The following is a 16048-nucleotide window of genomic DNA, read 5'->3' on the forward strand; positions in this document are numbered from 1 at the left end:
GGCGCCAAGATGCAGTCCGATCGCTGGCTGACTCAGCGACCAGATCACCGTGACAGGTGCATGCGGGTGTTGGTGTCGAAGAGTGACAGCTCGCCGTCCGTGGCGACATGCCTGACGACGAAGGCTCGCTGCCCGACTCGCCAGAGTCCCTCGCCGCGTTGAAGGTCCGGAAGCTGCGCGCGCTCGGCGCTCGAGAGGCCCAACTCGACGGCCGTCTGCGGCGCCTCGCTCACCTCCTGCTGGTACACGATCTTCGTCGAGCAGTCGCCGAGCAGCCCTCGGGCCAGCGCCCGCGACTCCGAGCCGGCATCACCGACGGCGTCCAGGTCCGAGAGCCGGTGCACGATGAGGAGATTGGCGATCCCGAGGCCGCGGGAGAGCTTCCACTGGGACTGCATGCGCGCAAGGAGGGCCGGCTGCCGCATGAGGCGCCAGGCCTCGTCGTAGATGACCCAGCGTTGACCCCCGTCGGGTGCTGAGAGGGCCGCCTCCATCCAGGCCGAGGCGCACGTCATGACCATGGCGATGAGCTGGTCCGACCCCTGGATCTGGGAGAGGTCCAGCGTCACCATCGGCAGCGACGGGTCGAACGTGATGGTCGACGGCCCGTCGAAGAGGCCGCTGAGGTCGCCGGCCACGAGCCGGCGGAGTGCGTGCGCCAAGTCGCGGCCATCGCGCGCCAGGTCCGAGGCGCAGGCACCGGGCAGAGAGGTGCGTGGCTCCAGCAGCAGATCCACCACCAACGGCAATGTGGGCTCGGTTACCTGAGCCGCCGCGTCGGCCAGGGCGACGTCGAGTGCCGTGTGCTCCACCGAGCGCAGTGCCCGTCCGAGCGACGACTGAGCTAGGGAACCGACGAGCGCGCGGCGACGGTTGGTGACCAGGGCTCCCCATTGGGCGTCGGACAATTCCGCGGCGCGCGGTCCGGGATCCAGAGGGTTCAGTCGGTTCGTCGAGCCGCCACCGAGCTGGATCGCGACCCCGCCGACGGCCTCGGCGACCACGGACCACTCACCTTTGGGGTCACCGGGCACGTAGACACGACGCCCGAAGGCGATGGACCGGGTGGCGAGCGACTTTGCGAGGCATGACTTTCCCTTGCCGACGACGCCGGCCAGAAGGCAGTTGGGGTTGGTGATCACCCCGTCGCGGTAGAGCACCCAGGGATCGAAGCAGAAGCCACCACCGGACCAGGCGTCCTGGCCGACGTAGACGCCCTCGCTGCCGAGCCCGCCTTCTGCCAGGAAGGGATAGGCACCTGCAACCACGTCGGAGGTGGCTCGGTGCCCGGGCAGGCGGAACCGCCGGTAGGAGCGGCCGGCCTCCGGACCGCTCTCTCCCTCGGCCGGCAGGAAGGTCGTCGCCTCAGAGTCGCTGTCCGCCGACGTCGGGGTGACCGCCCCAGCACGGGACTGCCGATGGTTGGCATGGCGACCGCCACGCCGGCGCTTGGTGCCGTGCGGCACGTAAAAGGCCGTCGGCTGCTCAGTGGCGCGCATCAGCTGACCTTTCGCGCCAGGGGCAGCGATGCCGACACGAACGCTCGCGCCTGTTGCCCGTAGAGCCGCCGTGTTTCGCAGCCGCACTGGATGGCCGCGCGGGAGATCTCGGCGACCGCTGCCTCCAGCTCGTCGAGAGCCGGGGCAGTGACGGAGATCAGGCCCGTGAACTTCACGTCCGCGTGCCCGCTGATCAGGGCTCGCTCGCGCTCGATGACGTCGTCGCGCTCGGCGGCCTCGGACAGGTCGGCGATGGCACCGATCTTCGCCTTCTGCGCCGCCTCCGTCGCGTACTCGACCTTGGCCTTGCGGATATCGCGCATAGCAGCGTCAGCAGGGATCGGCTGGATCGTCAAGGACATCGTCTTCCGGATGCCGGGCTGGAAGACGAGCGAGTGCAGGAAGTAGGGCGGTGCAGCCACCCGCGGCCACTCGTTGATCCACAGCACCGCGGAGTATGCCGTGTCGTGGCGGACGTGGTCCCACTCCTCGTCCATCGCGACGGGACCAGCGCCGGCGAGCGTCTGGTGAAGCTCGTCCCGCCCTTGGAACCCGGGCGCGAAGGACTCGCGCAGCGTGGCCGCGAGCTCGCCCTCGTTGAACCAGGTCGCCAGCGACAAGTCCGCAGCGCGGAGACCCGCCTCGAGGGAGGTCATCTCCTGACGCAGGAAGGCAGCCGCGCCCCGCAGACCGCGTCCCGCCTGCTTGATGTGAGCTCGGGCGCCACGCAGGTCGAGCGAGAGCGCGATCAAAGTCCGGTGCGTGGAGGCGGCCGGCGCCGCAGTACGCATGAGCGACTCGTACTGCTGCACCGCCCACTGACCGGGCTGCTTCACCCCGTTGAGGTCCCACCAGCCGGTGATGCCCCGGCCGGCGTCGGGCAGCGACACCTCCAGGACCTGAAGGCGGCACCCGGTCCCGGACGCGGCGAGGCTGGCCAGCGCGCGTCCCCACCCGTGGACGCGCCGGGCCTGCTCGTCGCTCGAGAGCAGAACGTAAGCCGGGTGGCGCACCAGCGCGACCGCCGTGAGTGTCTGGGCGTGCGGGTCATGCAGCATGGCCGTGCCGGTGTCCTCGTCAGTCAGGAAGCGCAGGGCGGCCCCGTCCCCGGGCAGGGCCAGAGTGCCGCCCGGCCGTGGCGCCGACGGGCGGGCGCGGTACTTCGTCTGGCCGAGCATCTTGCGGACGGCGAAGTGCCCGGCCGTGGGCATCGACTCGATTGCCGGGCGGCCGTGCCAGCGCACGAAGGCGAGCGAGATGAGGCTTCCCCACAACGGGGCGGTCAGGCCTGCACCGGTGGAGCTACCGAGGAAGATCGACGGGACGAAGACGAGGACGGCCACGCAAAGACATAGGACGCGGGATGCGGAGAGCCCGAGGAGCAGGCCGCGACGTGGGAGGCGCCCGAAACGGACCGTCATCGGGTTGGTGGTGGTGTCGGTCATCGGTCAGCTCCTTGAGCTGTAGGAGGGTGGCTGCTTCATCGGGGACTCCTGGATGGGAGAGCTCGCACCGTGCAATGCGCCCGGCGAGGTCCCTGGCGGGTTGGTCGCCACATCGCCGGTCTTCATGACCAWCGACTTGGCGGCGAGGGCGAGCGAGCCGACGGCGGCAGCTGGAGCAGCCACCGAGGCGGCGGCTGCGGCGCCGCCTCCACTGGCTGCCCCAGCCGGTCCAGCGACGCTGCCGGCGCTCGCGCCTGTACTTGGCGAGGGCGGCCCCGGCGGGAGCGAAGAGGGTGGACGCGGGGGAGGAGGCGGCGCACTTCCGCTGCTTCTGCCACCTCTGCTGGATCCCGACGAGCCCATGGACGCCAGCGCCCGGCCCTGAGCCTGAATGGCGCTCACCTTCTGCGGTGCGCTGACGAGTGTCTGCGCGCCGACGGATGCTTGGCGCGCCGTCGCGTGGGCCGAGTGCAGGGTGTCCCCGGCGAAGTGGAACATGCGAATGGCGACCCAGGGTGCCAAGCCGCCGAGGAGCAGGATGAGCGAACCGCCGGCGAGCTGGGTGACCGTCTGGCCCACGCCGGCACCGGACTGCCCGGCGCCGTTGAGGACGGCGACGCCGATGGTCAGCATGATGACGAGCAGCAGCTTGGAGACGATCATCGCCGCCACGAGTTCGATCCACCGGCGGACCCACGCACGGGTGAAGTCGGCGGTGGCCCCCGCGAAGGCCAGAGGTGCCAGCACGGCGGCCACGATGAGCATCAGCTTGCGGATCATCATGGCCGCCCAGACCACGACGGCCGCGACGATGATGACGGCGGCCAACAGGATGACGACAGCGGGGTTCTGCATCTGGGCTAGACCGACGAAGGAGAGCTTGCTGCCGAGAGCGCCAAGTTGGGTGTCCATGGAGAAGCGGACGACCCCGTCACTGAGCGCGTCCACCGCGCCGAGGAGCACGCGGGTCGTGGCGAGTGCCAGAGCCGATCCGACGAAGCTGATGAGCAGGCCGCTGACCGCGCGACCCAGCGCGACCGGATGTCCTCGCAGCGCCCCGGCGGTGACCTGGATGACGAAGAGGCCTAGGCAGAGGGTGGCGGCGATGGCGCCGGTGATGGTCATCTCCCGCACCAACGCTGCCGACCGGAGATCCAGGGTCGTTGCGGCGCCGATCTGCTGCCAGAGCCACGTGGTGGCGTTCTGCGCCGCATGGCCGAAGTAGCCGGCGATGGTGGAGAACGCGCCGTCGACGACGTTGGACGCGGCGCCGGCTGCGCCCGTAGCCGCTTGGGCGACGAGGCACATCGGGTTGGTGGCCATGATTCCGTCGCAGCTCATGATGCACTCACCGGCAGGGACGAATAGGTCACTGCTGTCACGAAGCCCCATGAGCCGCGAGTGGGAGGCCCTTCGAGGTTGAGCGTCATGGCGACGGACGATGTAGCGCTGGCAGGCCGGCCTTCCTTGAGGTAGTGGAGCGTGACGGTTGCGGAGACTTCTCTGCCGGTGATGCCAGGGTCACTGATGCGGCCGCTGGACACGGCGGTGCTCCAGGCCATCGGCTCTTCGACACGCTCGATGTGGACGCTGGTGTAGGCGTGCTGGACCCCAAGGGCGACCCACTCCTTCGCCCCGGGGATGGCGGGCGCCTGTCCGGCCGCCTCGGTGACGGAGTAGACCGCCAGGCGACCGCGGAGCTCCCTGGGGACCAACCCGACGACGAGTGGCTCGGACGTCTGCGCGGACTCGGCCTGCACCCAAGAGAGGTGTTCAGCGCGTGGCCTGCGGAAGTCCTGGGTCAGGAGCCGGCGGACGAACTCGGCGGCATACAGGTCCGGTTGCTGGGTGACGTCACCGGTGATCCGTACTTCTCGCGTCGGCGGTGCGACCCAGCTCACCGCGCGCAGCCGTGCGATGTCCGCGGCAACGGGGCCCGCATCCGGTGCCGGCGTTTCCGGTTGCGCTGTGGGTGGGCTCGTTCGCATCGCTGGCGAGTCAGCTGTCGACCGCGCATTCTGGGCCGGGGGGCCCTGTCGACCGGCTAGCACGACGCCGATGACTCCGGCCGTGAGGAGCAGGGCGATGACGGATACGACMACGAACGGGCGGAGGGCTCTCCACCTCATGTCACTGGACCGCGGAGCCGGCAGCGCTGAAGAAGGTGACGAGGGTGTTCGCCGCACCGATCAGCATGGCGGCTCCGGCCGAGACGAGAACGCCGGTCTTGCCGCGGCCGGCGATGTGAGGGTTGGAGGAGTGGGAGCCGATCGCCCAGGCGATCGCCGAGATGGCGATGCCGGCGACGGCGGCGATGAGCCCGAAGGTCAGGAGGGCGCCGACGATCTTCTCGATCGCGGCGATGCCCGGCAGGCCGTTCTGGTTCGGCGTGACGTCGACTGAGGGAATCATCCAGGTCTTCATCGGTATGCCTTTCGCAGCTTGCGAGGACTGGTTCCACGCATGGCTGCGATAGAGAACCCATTGGGGCACTATGCGTCGAAGGCCACTCACGGGAGTGACGCAGTCGCCGTCAGGCGATGTGACGCAGGCCCGAAAGTCCTTTGGAGACAAAGGATTTGTAAGAAACGACGCGCACCACGTCTCCGGTGCGGGGAGCGTTCACAACCAGGCCGTGCCCGATGTACATGCCGACGTGGCCGGGCGAGGCGAGCGTCCCCTCGGAGCCGGGAATCATGACGAGATCACCAGGCACGAGGGCGGTCGGCGTCGTCGCCGACCCGTCCAGAAGCTGTTGGGTGACGACGCGGCCGATTGAGACGCCTGCGCGGCGCCACGCCTGTTGGGTCAGTCCGGAGCAGTCGAACGAGCTGGGTCCGCTGCCGCCCCACAGATACGGCTTCCCGAGCTGCGCCAGGGCGAAGGCCACAGCCGTCCGCCCCGCGGGGCTGGTCGTTGCGGGAAGCGTGAAGGCGCTCGGCAGTCCATGAGCGCCCGATGCCGCGGGGGCCAGCGCGTCTGCGGGTGCGCCGCCACAGTCGAGGGCAGCGCTGTCACCTTCGACGATGCTGAGGATCGCCGATGCCCGACCGGCCTGTCGGAGGTAGTTCCCGCCCACCATGCGCGAGCCGCCGTTGGCTGCACCGGGCAGCCCGGTGAACGCTGAGCGCTGGACCATCTGGGCGGCATACCAAGGCGTCACGGACTGCCAGCCGTCCACCTGGAGGAGGGCATCCACGAAGAGCTGGGTCGACTCGCTCGGGTCCATGCGCTTGGACGCGCTGCCCCAGCCCGGGCGCTGTTGGAACAGGCCCAGCGAGTCGTGGTCGTGCCCGACGCCCTGACTGGGGAAAGCTGCACCTGCCGGGTCGTTGGGGTTCGACAGGACTCGAAGGTCGGACTCCGTCAGCGCCGCCATGAGCGCGATGTAGGCGCCGGCCCTGCCGGCGCGCTGCTCTGCGGTGGCGACGATGATGCGGGCGTTCTGCGCTTGAGCCGCCGAGAGGCCCTGCACGGGCCCGGTCGAGACACACGCGGGCGGCCGCGACGGCAGCGCCCCACTCTGACCAGCGGCAACAGTCACGAGGCCGAGTCCGCCGAGTGCCACCAGTCCACCTACGGACAGGCCGGCAACGACATGGCTGAGCGACATGGTGCGCGAACCGTGCGTTCGGGGCACTACTGGGCGCTCGCCTTCCGATGGTGCCCCTGCGCGCGGACTTCTCCTCGCCGAGGAGGTATGCCACATGCTGCGCTTGAAGAATGCCCGTCGGGAACGCGACGTGGGCGAGATCTACGAGGACGCGCGACATCTCGCGTTGGAGGCCGCGGGCCTGCTTCCATCGACCGTTGTTGACGTCATGGCACGGGGCATCGTCCTCGAGACGGGTGAACGCGCCTGGCGCGAAGTGGGCGTCGAGCTGCGGCATCACATCTCAGGAGACTGGCGTGCTGCCATACCCGTGGTAGCTCTGGTGACCGACCGGCGGGTGCTGCTCAGGACGTCAACCGGGAACTGCGTCTCACTGTGGTGGGGCACCCTCGTGCGCTTCGAACCATCGCTGTCGAGGGGCTATGTCGTCTTCGACTACGGCGACGGTGTGCCCCGGCTGCTGTCAGGGGGACACGTACCCGTGGTGGCGGTGGCTGGAGTCATGGCGCTCTACGGCGTTGCCGGGCTGACCAAACACCCGGCTCTGGAGCCGCTGCGAGCCAGTTCGTGACTGCGCAGGGTCTGCAGCTGACGACGCGCGTACTGGCGCTGCCCGCTGGTGAGGTCGGCCGACGCGGCATACAACCGGAGGAGACCCGGCCACCCCGATGGGGAGCCGGCCAGGAGGCGGTGGACAGCGCGTCGCTGGGCCGCCGTGAAGCCGAGCTGCTCGAGCATCCTCTTGGTGCACGCCCGCGAGTTTCCGCCGGCGCGTTTCGTCGTAATCGTCGTGAGGGGGTCCGCGGCGCCTCGTCGCCGGGCTTCCTCGATCCGCGAGATGAAGAGATCGAAGACGGGGCTGAGCTTGATTTCGTCGAGCTCTTCCTGCGTGACGCGGAGCTGCTCGGCCGTCCAGTCGCTGAAGGTGGAGCGCAGCATGATCAAGCCACCTCGCTTCGGTCGAGGTCGGCGAAGACGACCGGCTCGCCGGGACGCACGTGGGTCATCCCGTGAAGGGCGTCGGACTGCGCGGCTCGCGCGGAGCCGAAGGCGCCCTTGGTCGCGACACCGCGGAGCATGATGAAAAACTGTTGCGGCGCCATCGCCCGGGCCTGCGACTCGTGCGTCCTCAGCCAGTCCATGGCTGCAATGAGCTCGTCGGTGGCGTGGTCTGCTGTCACGGGTACCGGCGCGCTCGACCCCATCGGCACGACCAGGCACAAGCCCTTGGTGCACACGGTCTCCCGGACCGTGATCCAGAGCTCGTCTCGCTCGCGCGAGGGTTGACTCAGTGCCCCGCAACGCGCCAGGGCGTCCGCGAGTGCTTTTGCTTTCAGATCCTGACCGGTCATCGCCTGCTCCTCGGTGAGATCGGCGAAGCCATGGCGGCTCCGCGCCCAACAACATTTGTCTCGCTTTGCGGCAGTGCTCGCCGCTCGGAAGTGCCTCGGCTGTGGACAACCGAGGGTCCTGACGGGGTTGTCCACAGCGGTGCGGTCCGCGTCTTGCGCTCCCGCTGGATGTGCGGACGACTGAGGGCTGCGCACGGGGCTGCGCAGGTCTGGTCCCGGGACCTCGCCCGCGCGGCGAGGTCAGCCGTCTTGGGGAGCCTCTGCCGGTCCGTCTGGGAGTGCGTCTTCATGCCGTTCACTCGACCAGCCGGCGCAGGGACGCCAACACCATGCGGTTGGGACGTCTGCGGACGTCCTCGGCGCGGCGGGGACGTCCCGAATCGTCCTAGGAGGAGTCATGTCCAATGAGCGACTACGGGCCGCAATCGCGGGAGCCGGCCTCACGACGCAAACGTTCAGCGAGATGGTCGCCGTGGATCCCAAGACGGTCGAGCGCTGGATCGCGGCAGACCGCTTGCCGCATCGCTCCCACCGGATTCGCGCTTCCGAGATCCTGCGCAAGAGCGACGGCTTCCTCTGGCCCGCAACCCATTCCGACCGGGCAAGCACTTCCTCGACGCAAGCGGAGCTCGTTCACATCTACCCCAGCCGAAGTGCAATCGAGCCGCCGACATGGCTCCAGCTCGTCGCGCAAGCCAAGGAGCGCATCGACGTCCTTGCCTACGCTGCAAGCTTCCTGCACGACAGCATCCCGGAGTTCATGAACAGGCTGGCCGACCGGTCGCATCAAGGGGTGCAGGTGAGGCTCCTCTTCGGCGACCCCGACGGGCAAGCCGTCGACTTGCGCGGCCGGGAAGAGGGCATCGGTGAGCTCATGGCGGCGCGCTGCAAGCTCACCTGGGTCTACGTGACGCCTCTGCTGGCCGCCCACCCGATCGAGGCGAGGCGGCACGACACCACCCTCTACGCCTCACTGTTCAGGTTCGACGACACCCTCCTGGCCAATGGGCATGCCTACGGAAGCAGCGCCTCGCAGTCTCCTGTCCTCCACCTCTGTCGGATCCCAGGCGGGCGGTTGTTCACGCACTACCTCGATTCGTTCGAGCGCGTCTGGGCATCATCAGCACAGTCGTGATCATCCGCCGCGCAGATAGGCTCGATCAGCATGGGACGCATTGACTACATCGACGACCCAAAGGCACCCGCCATCAACAGCGTCGTGCCCTCGGTCGTGGCGATCGTCCAGCGGGAGGACGGCCGGGTCCTCATGATCCACAAGACCGACAACGACAAGTGGGCGTTGCCAGGTGGCGGCCACGAGCCCGGTGAGTCCATCTCCGAGACGGTCGAGCGAGAGGTCAAGGAAGAGACCGGCTACGACGTCACAGTCGAAGCCATCACCGGTATCTACACCAACCCGCGGCACGTGATGGCCTATGACGACGGCGAGGTCAGGCAACAGTTCTCGATCGCGTTCAAGGCCCGGCTGGTCGGAGGCGATCGACGCACTAGCAGCGAGAGCAGCGAGGTCGAGTGGTTGACGCGCGCGGAGATCGACTCGCTTTCGATCCACCCTTCCATGCGCCTACGCCTCGAGCATGCCCTCAGTGACAGAGAGCGGCCATTCATCGGGTAGACCCAGTCGACGGCGAGCCCTGTCCGCTCCGACAAGAAGGGCGGGGCGCGAAACAGCAACAGCGCGGTGCACGGGGTCGTTGGCGGGATAACGCTCGAGGACCTCGCGAAGCCGTGCCGACGTGGTCGTCGGAGAACCATCCGGACCGATCACCAGATCAAGGAGGTTGAGTTCCTCCAGGTCCGTCAGAATTGGGCTGGGCAATGCCGTCAGGGCGCCACTGAGACCGCGTTCTGCGGCCTCGTATGCCGCTCCGGTGTGATGGGCTACCAGTGCGACCACGTTGGCTTGCACCGAGAGCCCCTGCAGAAAGCGGGCTCCGTCCAGCGGATGGAATCCCGTGTGGGCGAGCTCAGGTGCGTAGCCCACGTCGTGAAGCCAGGCCGCGGTGGCTACATCGCTTGAGACCCGGCCCTCGGCCGCGAGAGCGTCGGCCAGGTGCCCCATTGCCTGGACGTGGGCCCAGCGGGAGCCCATGTCGGCCAGATGGCGGGCCGCCAGGTCGCTTGCTTCGTCGCTTTCCATCCCCATCATCCTGCCCGACCCTTGATCTCGGTGATCCACGGCGGCGAGGACGTGACAAAGCATGGCTGCCCCGAGCGCTGCATCGGGACGTTGGTCAGACGTCAGCTTGAGCATCGATGTCATCACTGGGTGGAGGCGAGGAGGTGTGCCTTTCCGTCGTGTCGTCAGTGCGACGCAGTTCCCGGCGCAGCGTCGCCTCGTCGACGCCCAGCAGCAGAGCGGCTCGAGCCGCTCCCGACGTCCGCACCAGTCCTCGTTGAGCCTCGAGCAGCTTGGCGTCTGCGGTCGCTAGACGACTCCGGACTGCGTCGCAGCCTCTGGCTGCAGCCTGGACCCTTCGCAGCGCGTCCGCCTCGGCGCGCTGAGCTTCCAGCAAGCGCTGCCTGGCTCCGTGGTCTACGGGGTGTCGCATCAGTAGTCCTTCCTCGCGCGGTCCTTGTCCTCACATCACGCGATAAGGGGGTCACCGTCGGGGAGGGCGGGTCGGCGTGAGCAGGTGCGCCGGCAGCCACTGCTGCACCACAGCGGCGTCGGCTTCGATGACATAGGTGACCAGGGCCCACCACCCGTCATCCCGGCGTGACCACTCGACGACCAGCCCCGGGTGCGGTCCCCGCGACGAGGCCGGACCAGTCACCCAGCAGTGCTGGCGGGCCGGCGGCGGTAGCGGAATGGGGTGCTCATGCCCTCGTCCCGATCCACCAGCCATCTACCCAGTGTCTCGCAACGTCCGAACAAGTGTTCGACGGCCTCGACCTGCGACCAGGAAGACAAGAGCCGGCGCCCGCACAGGGGAGCGGACGCCGGCCCCGGAAGCATATACGCACGACTATGTCGGACGGTCCAGCGTCGGGTCCCCGCTCGCACGCCCCCCCGGCGCCGTCCCAGCCGCCGATCACCGGTCTCACGCGTGCCGGCTCTCGACTTGTCCATCGATCCCCGCCGAACACGTCCGCAGACCGCACGCACGCTGCCGCGCCACTTACGCCCATCCTTCGCTCCACACGTCTGGCACCAAGGTGGCCGCTGGGCCCGCGGGTGCCCCGTCGGCGGGGTTCGCCGGGGGTGACGATGTCGATCCGACGGATGACGCTGGGCTCGGGCTACCGATACCTGATGGCCTCGGTCGCGCGCGGCGACGCCGCCGGACGCACGGCATCACCACTCGCTGCCTACTACACCGAGCCCGGCACCCCACCCGGCCGGTTCCTCGGCGCCGGCCTGGCCGGCCTCGAAAGCGGCCGTGGTATCACGCTGGGGTCGACGGTGAGTGAGGAGCACCTGTGGCGCATGCTCGGGATGCTGCAGGACCCGGTCACCGGGGACCCGCTGGGCCGTGCCCCGGGAGGTGAGCGGAGCGCGTACGTCGACGGGTTGCAGCGGGTCCGGAAGGCGCCGAAGACCGTCGCCGGGTTCGACCTGACGTTCAGTGCCCCGAAGTCGGTGTCGGTGGCCTGGGGGCTCGCCGACGAGCCGACCCGACGGCGCATCCACGCGGCCCATGTGGCGGCGCTGGAGTTCGTCATCGAGTACGCCGAGCGCACCGTCTTCGCCACCCGCACCGGACGCGGCGGAGTCGTCTCGGAGGACGTGCGAGGGGTCGTCGCCGCCGCATTCGACCACTGGGACTCCCGCTCCGGGGACCCACAGCTGCACACCCACGTCGTCGTGCTCAACCGGGTGCAGACCACCTCGGACGGGCAGTGGCGCACGCTCGACAGCAAGGCGCTCTTCCGGGCATCGGTGGGGCTCTCGGAGCTGTACAACGGCGTCCTCGCCGACCTAGTGACGGCGGATCTCGGCTACGGCTGGACCCCGGAACGGAGGCGGCACTCCCCGGTGGAGAAGTGGGAGGTCACCGGGGTGGGGGAGGCGCTGCGGGCGGAGTTCTCGCAGCGCAGCACGGAGATCGATGCCGCGAAGGACGCGCTGGTGGCCGACTTCGCGGCCGGGCACGGTCGGCAGCCGACACCCCGGGAGGTGCTGCAGCTGCGGCAGCGGGCGACGCTGGAGACCCGCCCGGCCAAGGAGCTGCACTCGCTGAGCGACCTGGTGGCGGGGTGGCGGACGCGGGCTCAGCCCTTCATGGGGGAGGAGCCGCAGGCGTGGGTGGCTGACCTCGCGGAGCGCAACGACCTGCCCTTGCTGCGCGCCGGCGACCTGGCTGAGGGGATGCTCGAGGATGCGGCGCGGGTCGCGCTCGAGGTCGTGTCCGGGAAGCGGTCGACCTTCACTCGATCCAACGTCTTCGCGGAGGTGCTGCGCCAGATCCACGGCGTCCGGTTCGCCTCCCCGCCCGATCGGACCGCTGTTGCAGAGCGGATCACGGCGATCGGACTGCAGCATGCCGTCGCTCTCACGCCGCTCGACCTGGCCTACGTCCCGGACGAGCTGCGACGCCCGGACGGCACATCCCGCTTCCGCCCGCGCGACTCTGAGGTTTACACCACCCAGGCGCTGCTCGATGCCGAGGAACGGCTGTTGGCCGCGGGCCGCACCATCGATGGGCCGGTAGTCGACGAGCCACATGCAGCGACGGTGAGCGCTGCACAGCTGCCCGGTCGGGACCATGCCTTGTCGGCCGAGCAGGCAGCGGCGGTGTGCCAGGTTGCGACGTCGGGGCGTGCGCTGGACGTGCTCGTCGGCCCCGCCGGCGCAGGCAAGTCCACGGCTATGGCCGGTGTCCGAGCCGTCTGGGAGTCACAGTTTGGGCCCGGGTCGGTGGTGGGTTTGGCGCCGTCGGCGGCGGCCGCGGAGGTGCTGTGCGAGGCGGTCGGCGTGCCGACCGAGAACACCGCCAAGTGGCTGACCGAGGCAGCCCGACAACCCGCGCGCCTCGCCGAGCTCGACGAGCTGCGAGAGGCGCTCGACCGTGCCAGCCCTTCGCTGCGCACGCGTGGGTTGATGCAGCGGGCGCGTCAGGTAGCCGCCGAGATCGACCGGTGGGCTCTGCGTCGAGGCCAGTTGGTGATCGTCGATGAGGCGTCCATGGCTGGCACGTTCGAGCTCGACTCGCTGACGGCATACGCCCGCACCGCCGGCGCCAAGATGCTCCTCGTCGGAGACTGGGCCCAGCTGTCCCCGGTCGCGGCCGGCGGCGCGTTCAAGCTGCTCGCGACCGACCGAGACGACACGCCCTCACTGCACGATGTGCGCCGGTTCCGGCATGAATGGGAACGCGACGCCTCGCTCAAGCTCCGCGCGGGGACCAAGAGCGCCATTGCGGAGTACACGCTGCACGGACGCGTCCACGGTGGTGACCGGGAGGCCATGCTCGATGAGCTGTTCGCGAACTGGAGCGACGACATCCGGGCCGGCCGCCGGTCGTTGATGGTGGCCGCCGACACCGCCACCGTGGCGGACCTGAACCGCCGAGCCCGTGCGAGGAGAGTCGCCGATGGTGCGGTGGGGGAGACAGGCGTGACCTCGGCCGACGGCTCGGCGATCGGTGTGGGAGACGTCGTCGTGACCCGGCAGAACCAGCGCGACCTCCGCTCGTCCACGGGCTGGGTGAAGAACGGAGACCAGTGGGTCGTCGCCGCCGTCGACACGGACGGGGGCTTGACAGTTCGGCGGGAGTCGGGTGGGGGAGTGGCGCGACTGGGCGGCGAGTACGTGCGTCACCACGTCGAGCTCGGGTATGCGACCACCGCGCATCGCGCCCAAGGTCGGACGGTCGACACGACCCACGCCTTCGTCACCGCGACGACGATGCGGGAACCGCTCTACGTGATGGCCACCCGCGGCCGGGAGAGCAACGTGCTGTACGTCGACACGATGTACGACCCCGACGCGCCAACAGCGCATGAGCCGCCCTCCGCCATGGATCCGTCAATGGTCCTCCAGCAGGTGTTGTCGCGTTCGAGTGCAGACCTCAGCGCGACGGAAACGGGCAGGAGGGAACGCGACAACAGCCTCAACTCTGGACGACTGGAGGCCGAGGGCGCCGCAGTTCTCGCTGCTCACCGGACCCGGCGTGCCCGCGCCGCAACGCTCGACTCGGCTCCCCGAGAGTTGTAGTCCACCGATCAAAGCCGGGGGAGCGGCCTGTCCGGTAGACACGTTTGACTGTGCTCGCCTGGTGAACGCCGTCGCCCACCCAGGCGGCCGCCCTCAGGTGCCCGAGGCCATGTAGGCGGCGAGAATGTAGTTGGGGTGACGGTCGAGGTTCTTGCGCGCCCGGTCGTAGCGCATCGTGGTGCGCGGGTCCGCGTGCCGGGCAGCGATCTGGACGTCGCGCAGGTCGACGCCGGCATCGAGCATGGTGGTGACGAGGGTGTGCCGCAGCATGTGCGGGTGCATCCGGGCGACGTGGACGCCGCCGGTGTCGGCGAGGTGGTGCAGTCGCCGGGTGGCGCAGTGTCGGTCCATCCGGGTGCCGCGGCTGGTACGCAGGATCGGTCCGCCCGCGCGTCCGGCGACGGCGCGCTCGATCGCGCGGGCGACGGCTCTGGGCAACGGTGTCAGGACGACTTTGCCGCCCTTTCCGTGCACGCGTAGGACGCGGTGRCCGTGTTCCTCGCCGAGGTGCTCGATGTTGGCGCCGCACGCTTCGAAGATCCGCAGCCCCAGCAGGCCGAGCATCGCCACCAACGCGAAGTCGTTGACGTTCGCCGACGCTCGTGCGGTGGAGAGCATGGCCTCGAACTGCAGGTGCGTCAGACCCAGGGTCGGCGACTCGGCGGGCACGTTGGGCCGGCGGACGTACTCGGCTGGGGAGTGCGCCAGGACGGCGTCGATGACGCAGGTGCGGTAGAACCCGGCCACGACGGCCATCCGTCGGCTGACGGTAGAGGGCTTGTAGCCGCGGATCTCCTGCATCCATCGCACGTAGAGCTCGACGTGTGCCCGTTGCGCGGCGAGCGGGTCCAGCTTCCGTTCGCGGCACCAGGTCAGGTAGGCACGCAGATCTGACTCGGTGTGCAGTCGGGACTGGCCCTTGAAGCGGGCCAAGTACCCCGCAACCGCGCGCCTCAAGGCGTCAACCTCGGGCGGAAGTAGAGTCGGAACCAGAACATTCTCGTGAGTAGTCATCCCCGAGCGTGGCGCGGCGATGCGAGGACGACAACGGCGGCGACGCACCCCGCCGCGGCATGGTCGGGTGTTCGCCTGCAGAGCGGCAGATGCTGGCGCCTGTCCACGGGGCCGGAAGTCTGCTGCCGCAGCTGCCCATCGGACGGCTTCGATCAGCGTCGCCGAGGTGCTCCACGCTCCCACCACTGGCCCGGTGCCCGCTCACGGATGTCACGCGCCACCCACTCGACGTCCACGCCATTGCAGAACTTCCAGAGTTCCTTGGCCGCCCGGGAGTACTGGAACAAGACCTGGTCTGGCTCGAACGCGTCCAATTCACCGCCGCGGAAACGATCGATCTCGACCCCGACTCGCTCCAGTAGAAGGGCAAGTTGCGCTTCGTGATAGGCACTGACGGTCTCCCACGCCGCACGCCGTTCAGCACTCGGACACATGCAACTCAGGCTAGTCCGGCGACCGGCGAGGGGTGCCGCTCCGGCCTGATCCTCTGCTCCGCGTGGTCCGTCGGCAGTAGGTGCACCGCGGCATGACCGGGCACTACCTGTCCTTCGTGGCCGGTTCGTGGAAGTACGTCACGCGCTTGCCCATGGCGCGGGCGTACGCGATCTCGCGCCGGGTGGACTCTCCGATGTAGCCATCGGGGTTCACGATTCGCACCTCGTCTGCAAGGTCGATCCGTCGGAGGTGCAGCTCACCCAAGGCGTAGACGAGCTGCGGGTCTGGTGCTGACACCTCGGTGGCTTCCGGAGCAAGAACGGTCAAGTCCGGGTCGGTGGTGTACGACGTGATCCGTCGAGGTTGTTCGTTTAGGGGTTGATGGCGCCGGCGATCAGGTTGGTGCTCACCTCCTCGGGGTTGTCCTCGCGATCGGTCAGGACGGTGCGGGCGTTCTTCAGTGCCTCGAGGCCGAGGTAGCGGCGTTGCTCAGCCCACTCGTCGTGCTG

At 69.0% G+C, this 16048-nt stretch carries 16 protein-coding genes and 1 pseudogene; 5 read left to right on the plus strand and 12 right to left on the minus strand.

Going from position 1 to position 16048, the window contains the following annotated elements; genetic code table 11:
- Positions 1-44 precede the first annotated feature (44 nt).
- The 6 genes from AC1DP0_RS01510 to AC1DP0_RS01535 all read right to left on the minus strand — a co-directional run bounded on the left by AC1DP0_RS01510 (position 45) and on the right by AC1DP0_RS01535 (position 6419).
- A complete protein-coding gene (locus AC1DP0_RS01510; protein WP_478082136.1) occupies positions 45-1499 on the minus strand; it encodes an ATP-binding protein in 1455 nt (484 codons plus the stop codon).
- Complete coding sequence (locus tag AC1DP0_RS01515) at positions 1499-2944, minus strand: SCO6880 family protein (RefSeq protein WP_478082137.1); 1446 nt, start codon at positions 2942-2944, stop codon at positions 1499-1501. Before AC1DP0_RS01515 ends, AC1DP0_RS01510 begins: the two co-directional genes overlap by 1 nt.
- Before the next feature lie 3 nt (positions 2945-2947).
- Positions 2948-4285, minus strand: coding sequence for a hypothetical protein (locus tag AC1DP0_RS01520; protein WP_478082138.1), 1338 nt, complete (start codon positions 4283-4285; stop codon positions 2948-2950).
- The gene (locus tag AC1DP0_RS01525; RefSeq protein WP_478082139.1) at positions 4282-4845 is read right to left on the minus strand and encodes a hypothetical protein; all 564 of its coding nucleotides are present in this window, start codon (positions 4843-4845) and stop codon (positions 4282-4284) included. Before AC1DP0_RS01525 ends, AC1DP0_RS01520 begins: the two co-directional genes overlap by 4 nt.
- 229 nt (positions 4846-5074) lie before the next feature.
- Positions 5075-5356 (minus strand): DUF6112 family protein, encoded by a 282-nt coding sequence (locus AC1DP0_RS01530; RefSeq protein ID WP_034770756.1) that lies wholly within the window; start codon positions 5354-5356, stop codon positions 5075-5077.
- A 121-nt stretch (positions 5357-5477) separates the two neighbouring features.
- Complete coding sequence (locus AC1DP0_RS01535; RefSeq protein ID WP_478082140.1) at positions 5478-6419, minus strand: C40 family peptidase; 942 nt, start codon at positions 6417-6419, stop codon at positions 5478-5480.
- A gap of 232 nt (positions 6420-6651) precedes the next feature.
- Between AC1DP0_RS01535 and AC1DP0_RS01540 the strand changes: the two genes are divergently transcribed.
- Entirely contained in the window at positions 6652-7128 is a 477-nt protein-coding gene (locus tag AC1DP0_RS01540; RefSeq protein WP_478082141.1) for a hypothetical protein, read from the plus strand.
- Here the strand turns inward: AC1DP0_RS01540 and AC1DP0_RS01545 are convergent.
- Entirely contained in the window at positions 7068-7496 is a 429-nt protein-coding gene (locus AC1DP0_RS01545) for a hypothetical protein (RefSeq protein ID WP_478082142.1), read from the minus strand. The two genes, AC1DP0_RS01540 and AC1DP0_RS01545, sit on opposite strands and share 61 nt — an antisense overlap.
- 2 nt (positions 7497-7498) lie before the next feature.
- Entirely contained in the window at positions 7499-7909 is a 411-nt protein-coding gene (locus AC1DP0_RS01550; protein ID WP_478082143.1) for a hypothetical protein, read from the minus strand.
- Between the two features lie 397 nt (positions 7910-8306).
- Between AC1DP0_RS01550 and AC1DP0_RS01555 the strand changes: the two genes are divergently transcribed.
- Entirely contained in the window at positions 8307-9044 is a 738-nt protein-coding gene (locus AC1DP0_RS01555) for an XRE family transcriptional regulator (protein ID WP_478082144.1), read from the plus strand.
- Positions 9045-9074: 30 nt separating this feature from the next.
- Positions 9075-9545, plus strand: coding sequence for an NUDIX hydrolase (locus tag AC1DP0_RS01560; RefSeq protein WP_478082145.1), 471 nt, complete (start codon positions 9075-9077; stop codon positions 9543-9545).
- Here AC1DP0_RS01560 and AC1DP0_RS01565 read toward each other — a convergent pair.
- A complete protein-coding gene (locus tag AC1DP0_RS01565; RefSeq protein WP_478082146.1) occupies positions 9495-10184 on the minus strand; it encodes an HD domain-containing protein in 690 nt (229 codons plus the stop codon). The genes AC1DP0_RS01560 and AC1DP0_RS01565 overlap by 51 nt on opposite strands.
- Positions 10185-10215: 31 nt before the next feature.
- Here AC1DP0_RS01565 and AC1DP0_RS01570 point away from each other — a divergent pair, with 31 nt between their 5' ends.
- Together AC1DP0_RS01570 and mobF are read left to right on the plus strand one after the other, a co-directional pair.
- A complete protein-coding gene (locus AC1DP0_RS01570) occupies positions 10216-10362 on the plus strand; it encodes a hypothetical protein (protein WP_478082147.1) in 147 nt (48 codons plus the stop codon).
- 779 nt (positions 10363-11141) lie between these two features.
- On the plus strand, positions 11142-14090 hold the full coding sequence (gene mobF / locus AC1DP0_RS01575) for a MobF family relaxase (RefSeq protein WP_478082148.1): 2949 nt from the start codon (positions 11142-11144) through the stop codon (positions 14088-14090).
- A 93-nt stretch (positions 14091-14183) separates the two neighbouring features.
- Here mobF and AC1DP0_RS01580 read toward each other — a convergent pair whose 3' ends face one another.
- The 3 genes and pseudogenes from AC1DP0_RS01580 to AC1DP0_RS01590 all read right to left on the minus strand — a co-directional run.
- Positions 14184-15047, minus strand: a complete 864-nt coding sequence (locus AC1DP0_RS01580; protein WP_478082149.1) for a tyrosine-type recombinase/integrase — start codon at positions 15045-15047, stop codon at positions 14184-14186.
- Between the two features lie 594 nt (positions 15048-15641).
- On the minus strand, positions 15642-15836 hold the full coding sequence (locus tag AC1DP0_RS01585; RefSeq protein ID WP_478082150.1) for a hypothetical protein: 195 nt from the start codon (positions 15834-15836) through the stop codon (positions 15642-15644).
- 74 nt (positions 15837-15910) lie between these two features.
- Positions 15911-16048: pseudogene (locus AC1DP0_RS01590) on the minus strand (IS256 family transposase); the annotation flags it as partial.

This window comes from Terrabacter sp. P5_B1 (genome assembly GCF_056400505.1).

What these genes read in the sequence shown, in the direction of transcription:
- AC1DP0_RS01510 (WP_478082136.1), bottom strand. Translation starts at nt 1,499, where the DNA reads ATGCGCGCCACTGAGCAGCCGACGGCCTTTTACGTGCCGCACGGCACC.
- AC1DP0_RS01515 (WP_478082137.1), bottom strand. Translation starts at nt 2,944, where the DNA reads ATGACCGACACCACCACCAACCCGATGACGGTCCGTTTCGGGCGCCTC.
- AC1DP0_RS01530 (WP_034770756.1), bottom strand. Translation starts at nt 5,356, where the DNA reads ATGATTCCCTCAGTCGACGTCACGCCGAACCAGAACGGCCTGCCGGGC.
- AC1DP0_RS01540 (WP_478082141.1), top strand. Translation starts at nt 6,652, where the DNA reads ATGCTGCGCTTGAAGAATGCCCGTCGGGAACGCGACGTGGGCGAGATC.
- AC1DP0_RS01545 (WP_478082142.1), bottom strand. Translation starts at nt 7,496, where the DNA reads ATGCTGCGCTCCACCTTCAGCGACTGGACGGCCGAGCAGCTCCGCGTC.
- AC1DP0_RS01550 (WP_478082143.1), bottom strand. Translation starts at nt 7,909, where the DNA reads ATGACCGGTCAGGATCTGAAAGCAAAAGCACTCGCGGACGCCCTGGCG.
- AC1DP0_RS01555 (WP_478082144.1), top strand. Translation starts at nt 8,307, where the DNA reads ATGTCCAATGAGCGACTACGGGCCGCAATCGCGGGAGCCGGCCTCACG.
- AC1DP0_RS01560 (WP_478082145.1), top strand. Translation starts at nt 9,075, where the DNA reads ATGGGACGCATTGACTACATCGACGACCCAAAGGCACCCGCCATCAAC.
- AC1DP0_RS01565 (WP_478082146.1), bottom strand. Translation starts at nt 10,184, where the DNA reads ATGCTCAAGCTGACGTCTGACCAACGTCCCGATGCAGCGCTCGGGGCA.
- mobF (WP_478082148.1), top strand. Translation starts at nt 11,142, where the DNA reads ATGTCGATCCGACGGATGACGCTGGGCTCGGGCTACCGATACCTGATG.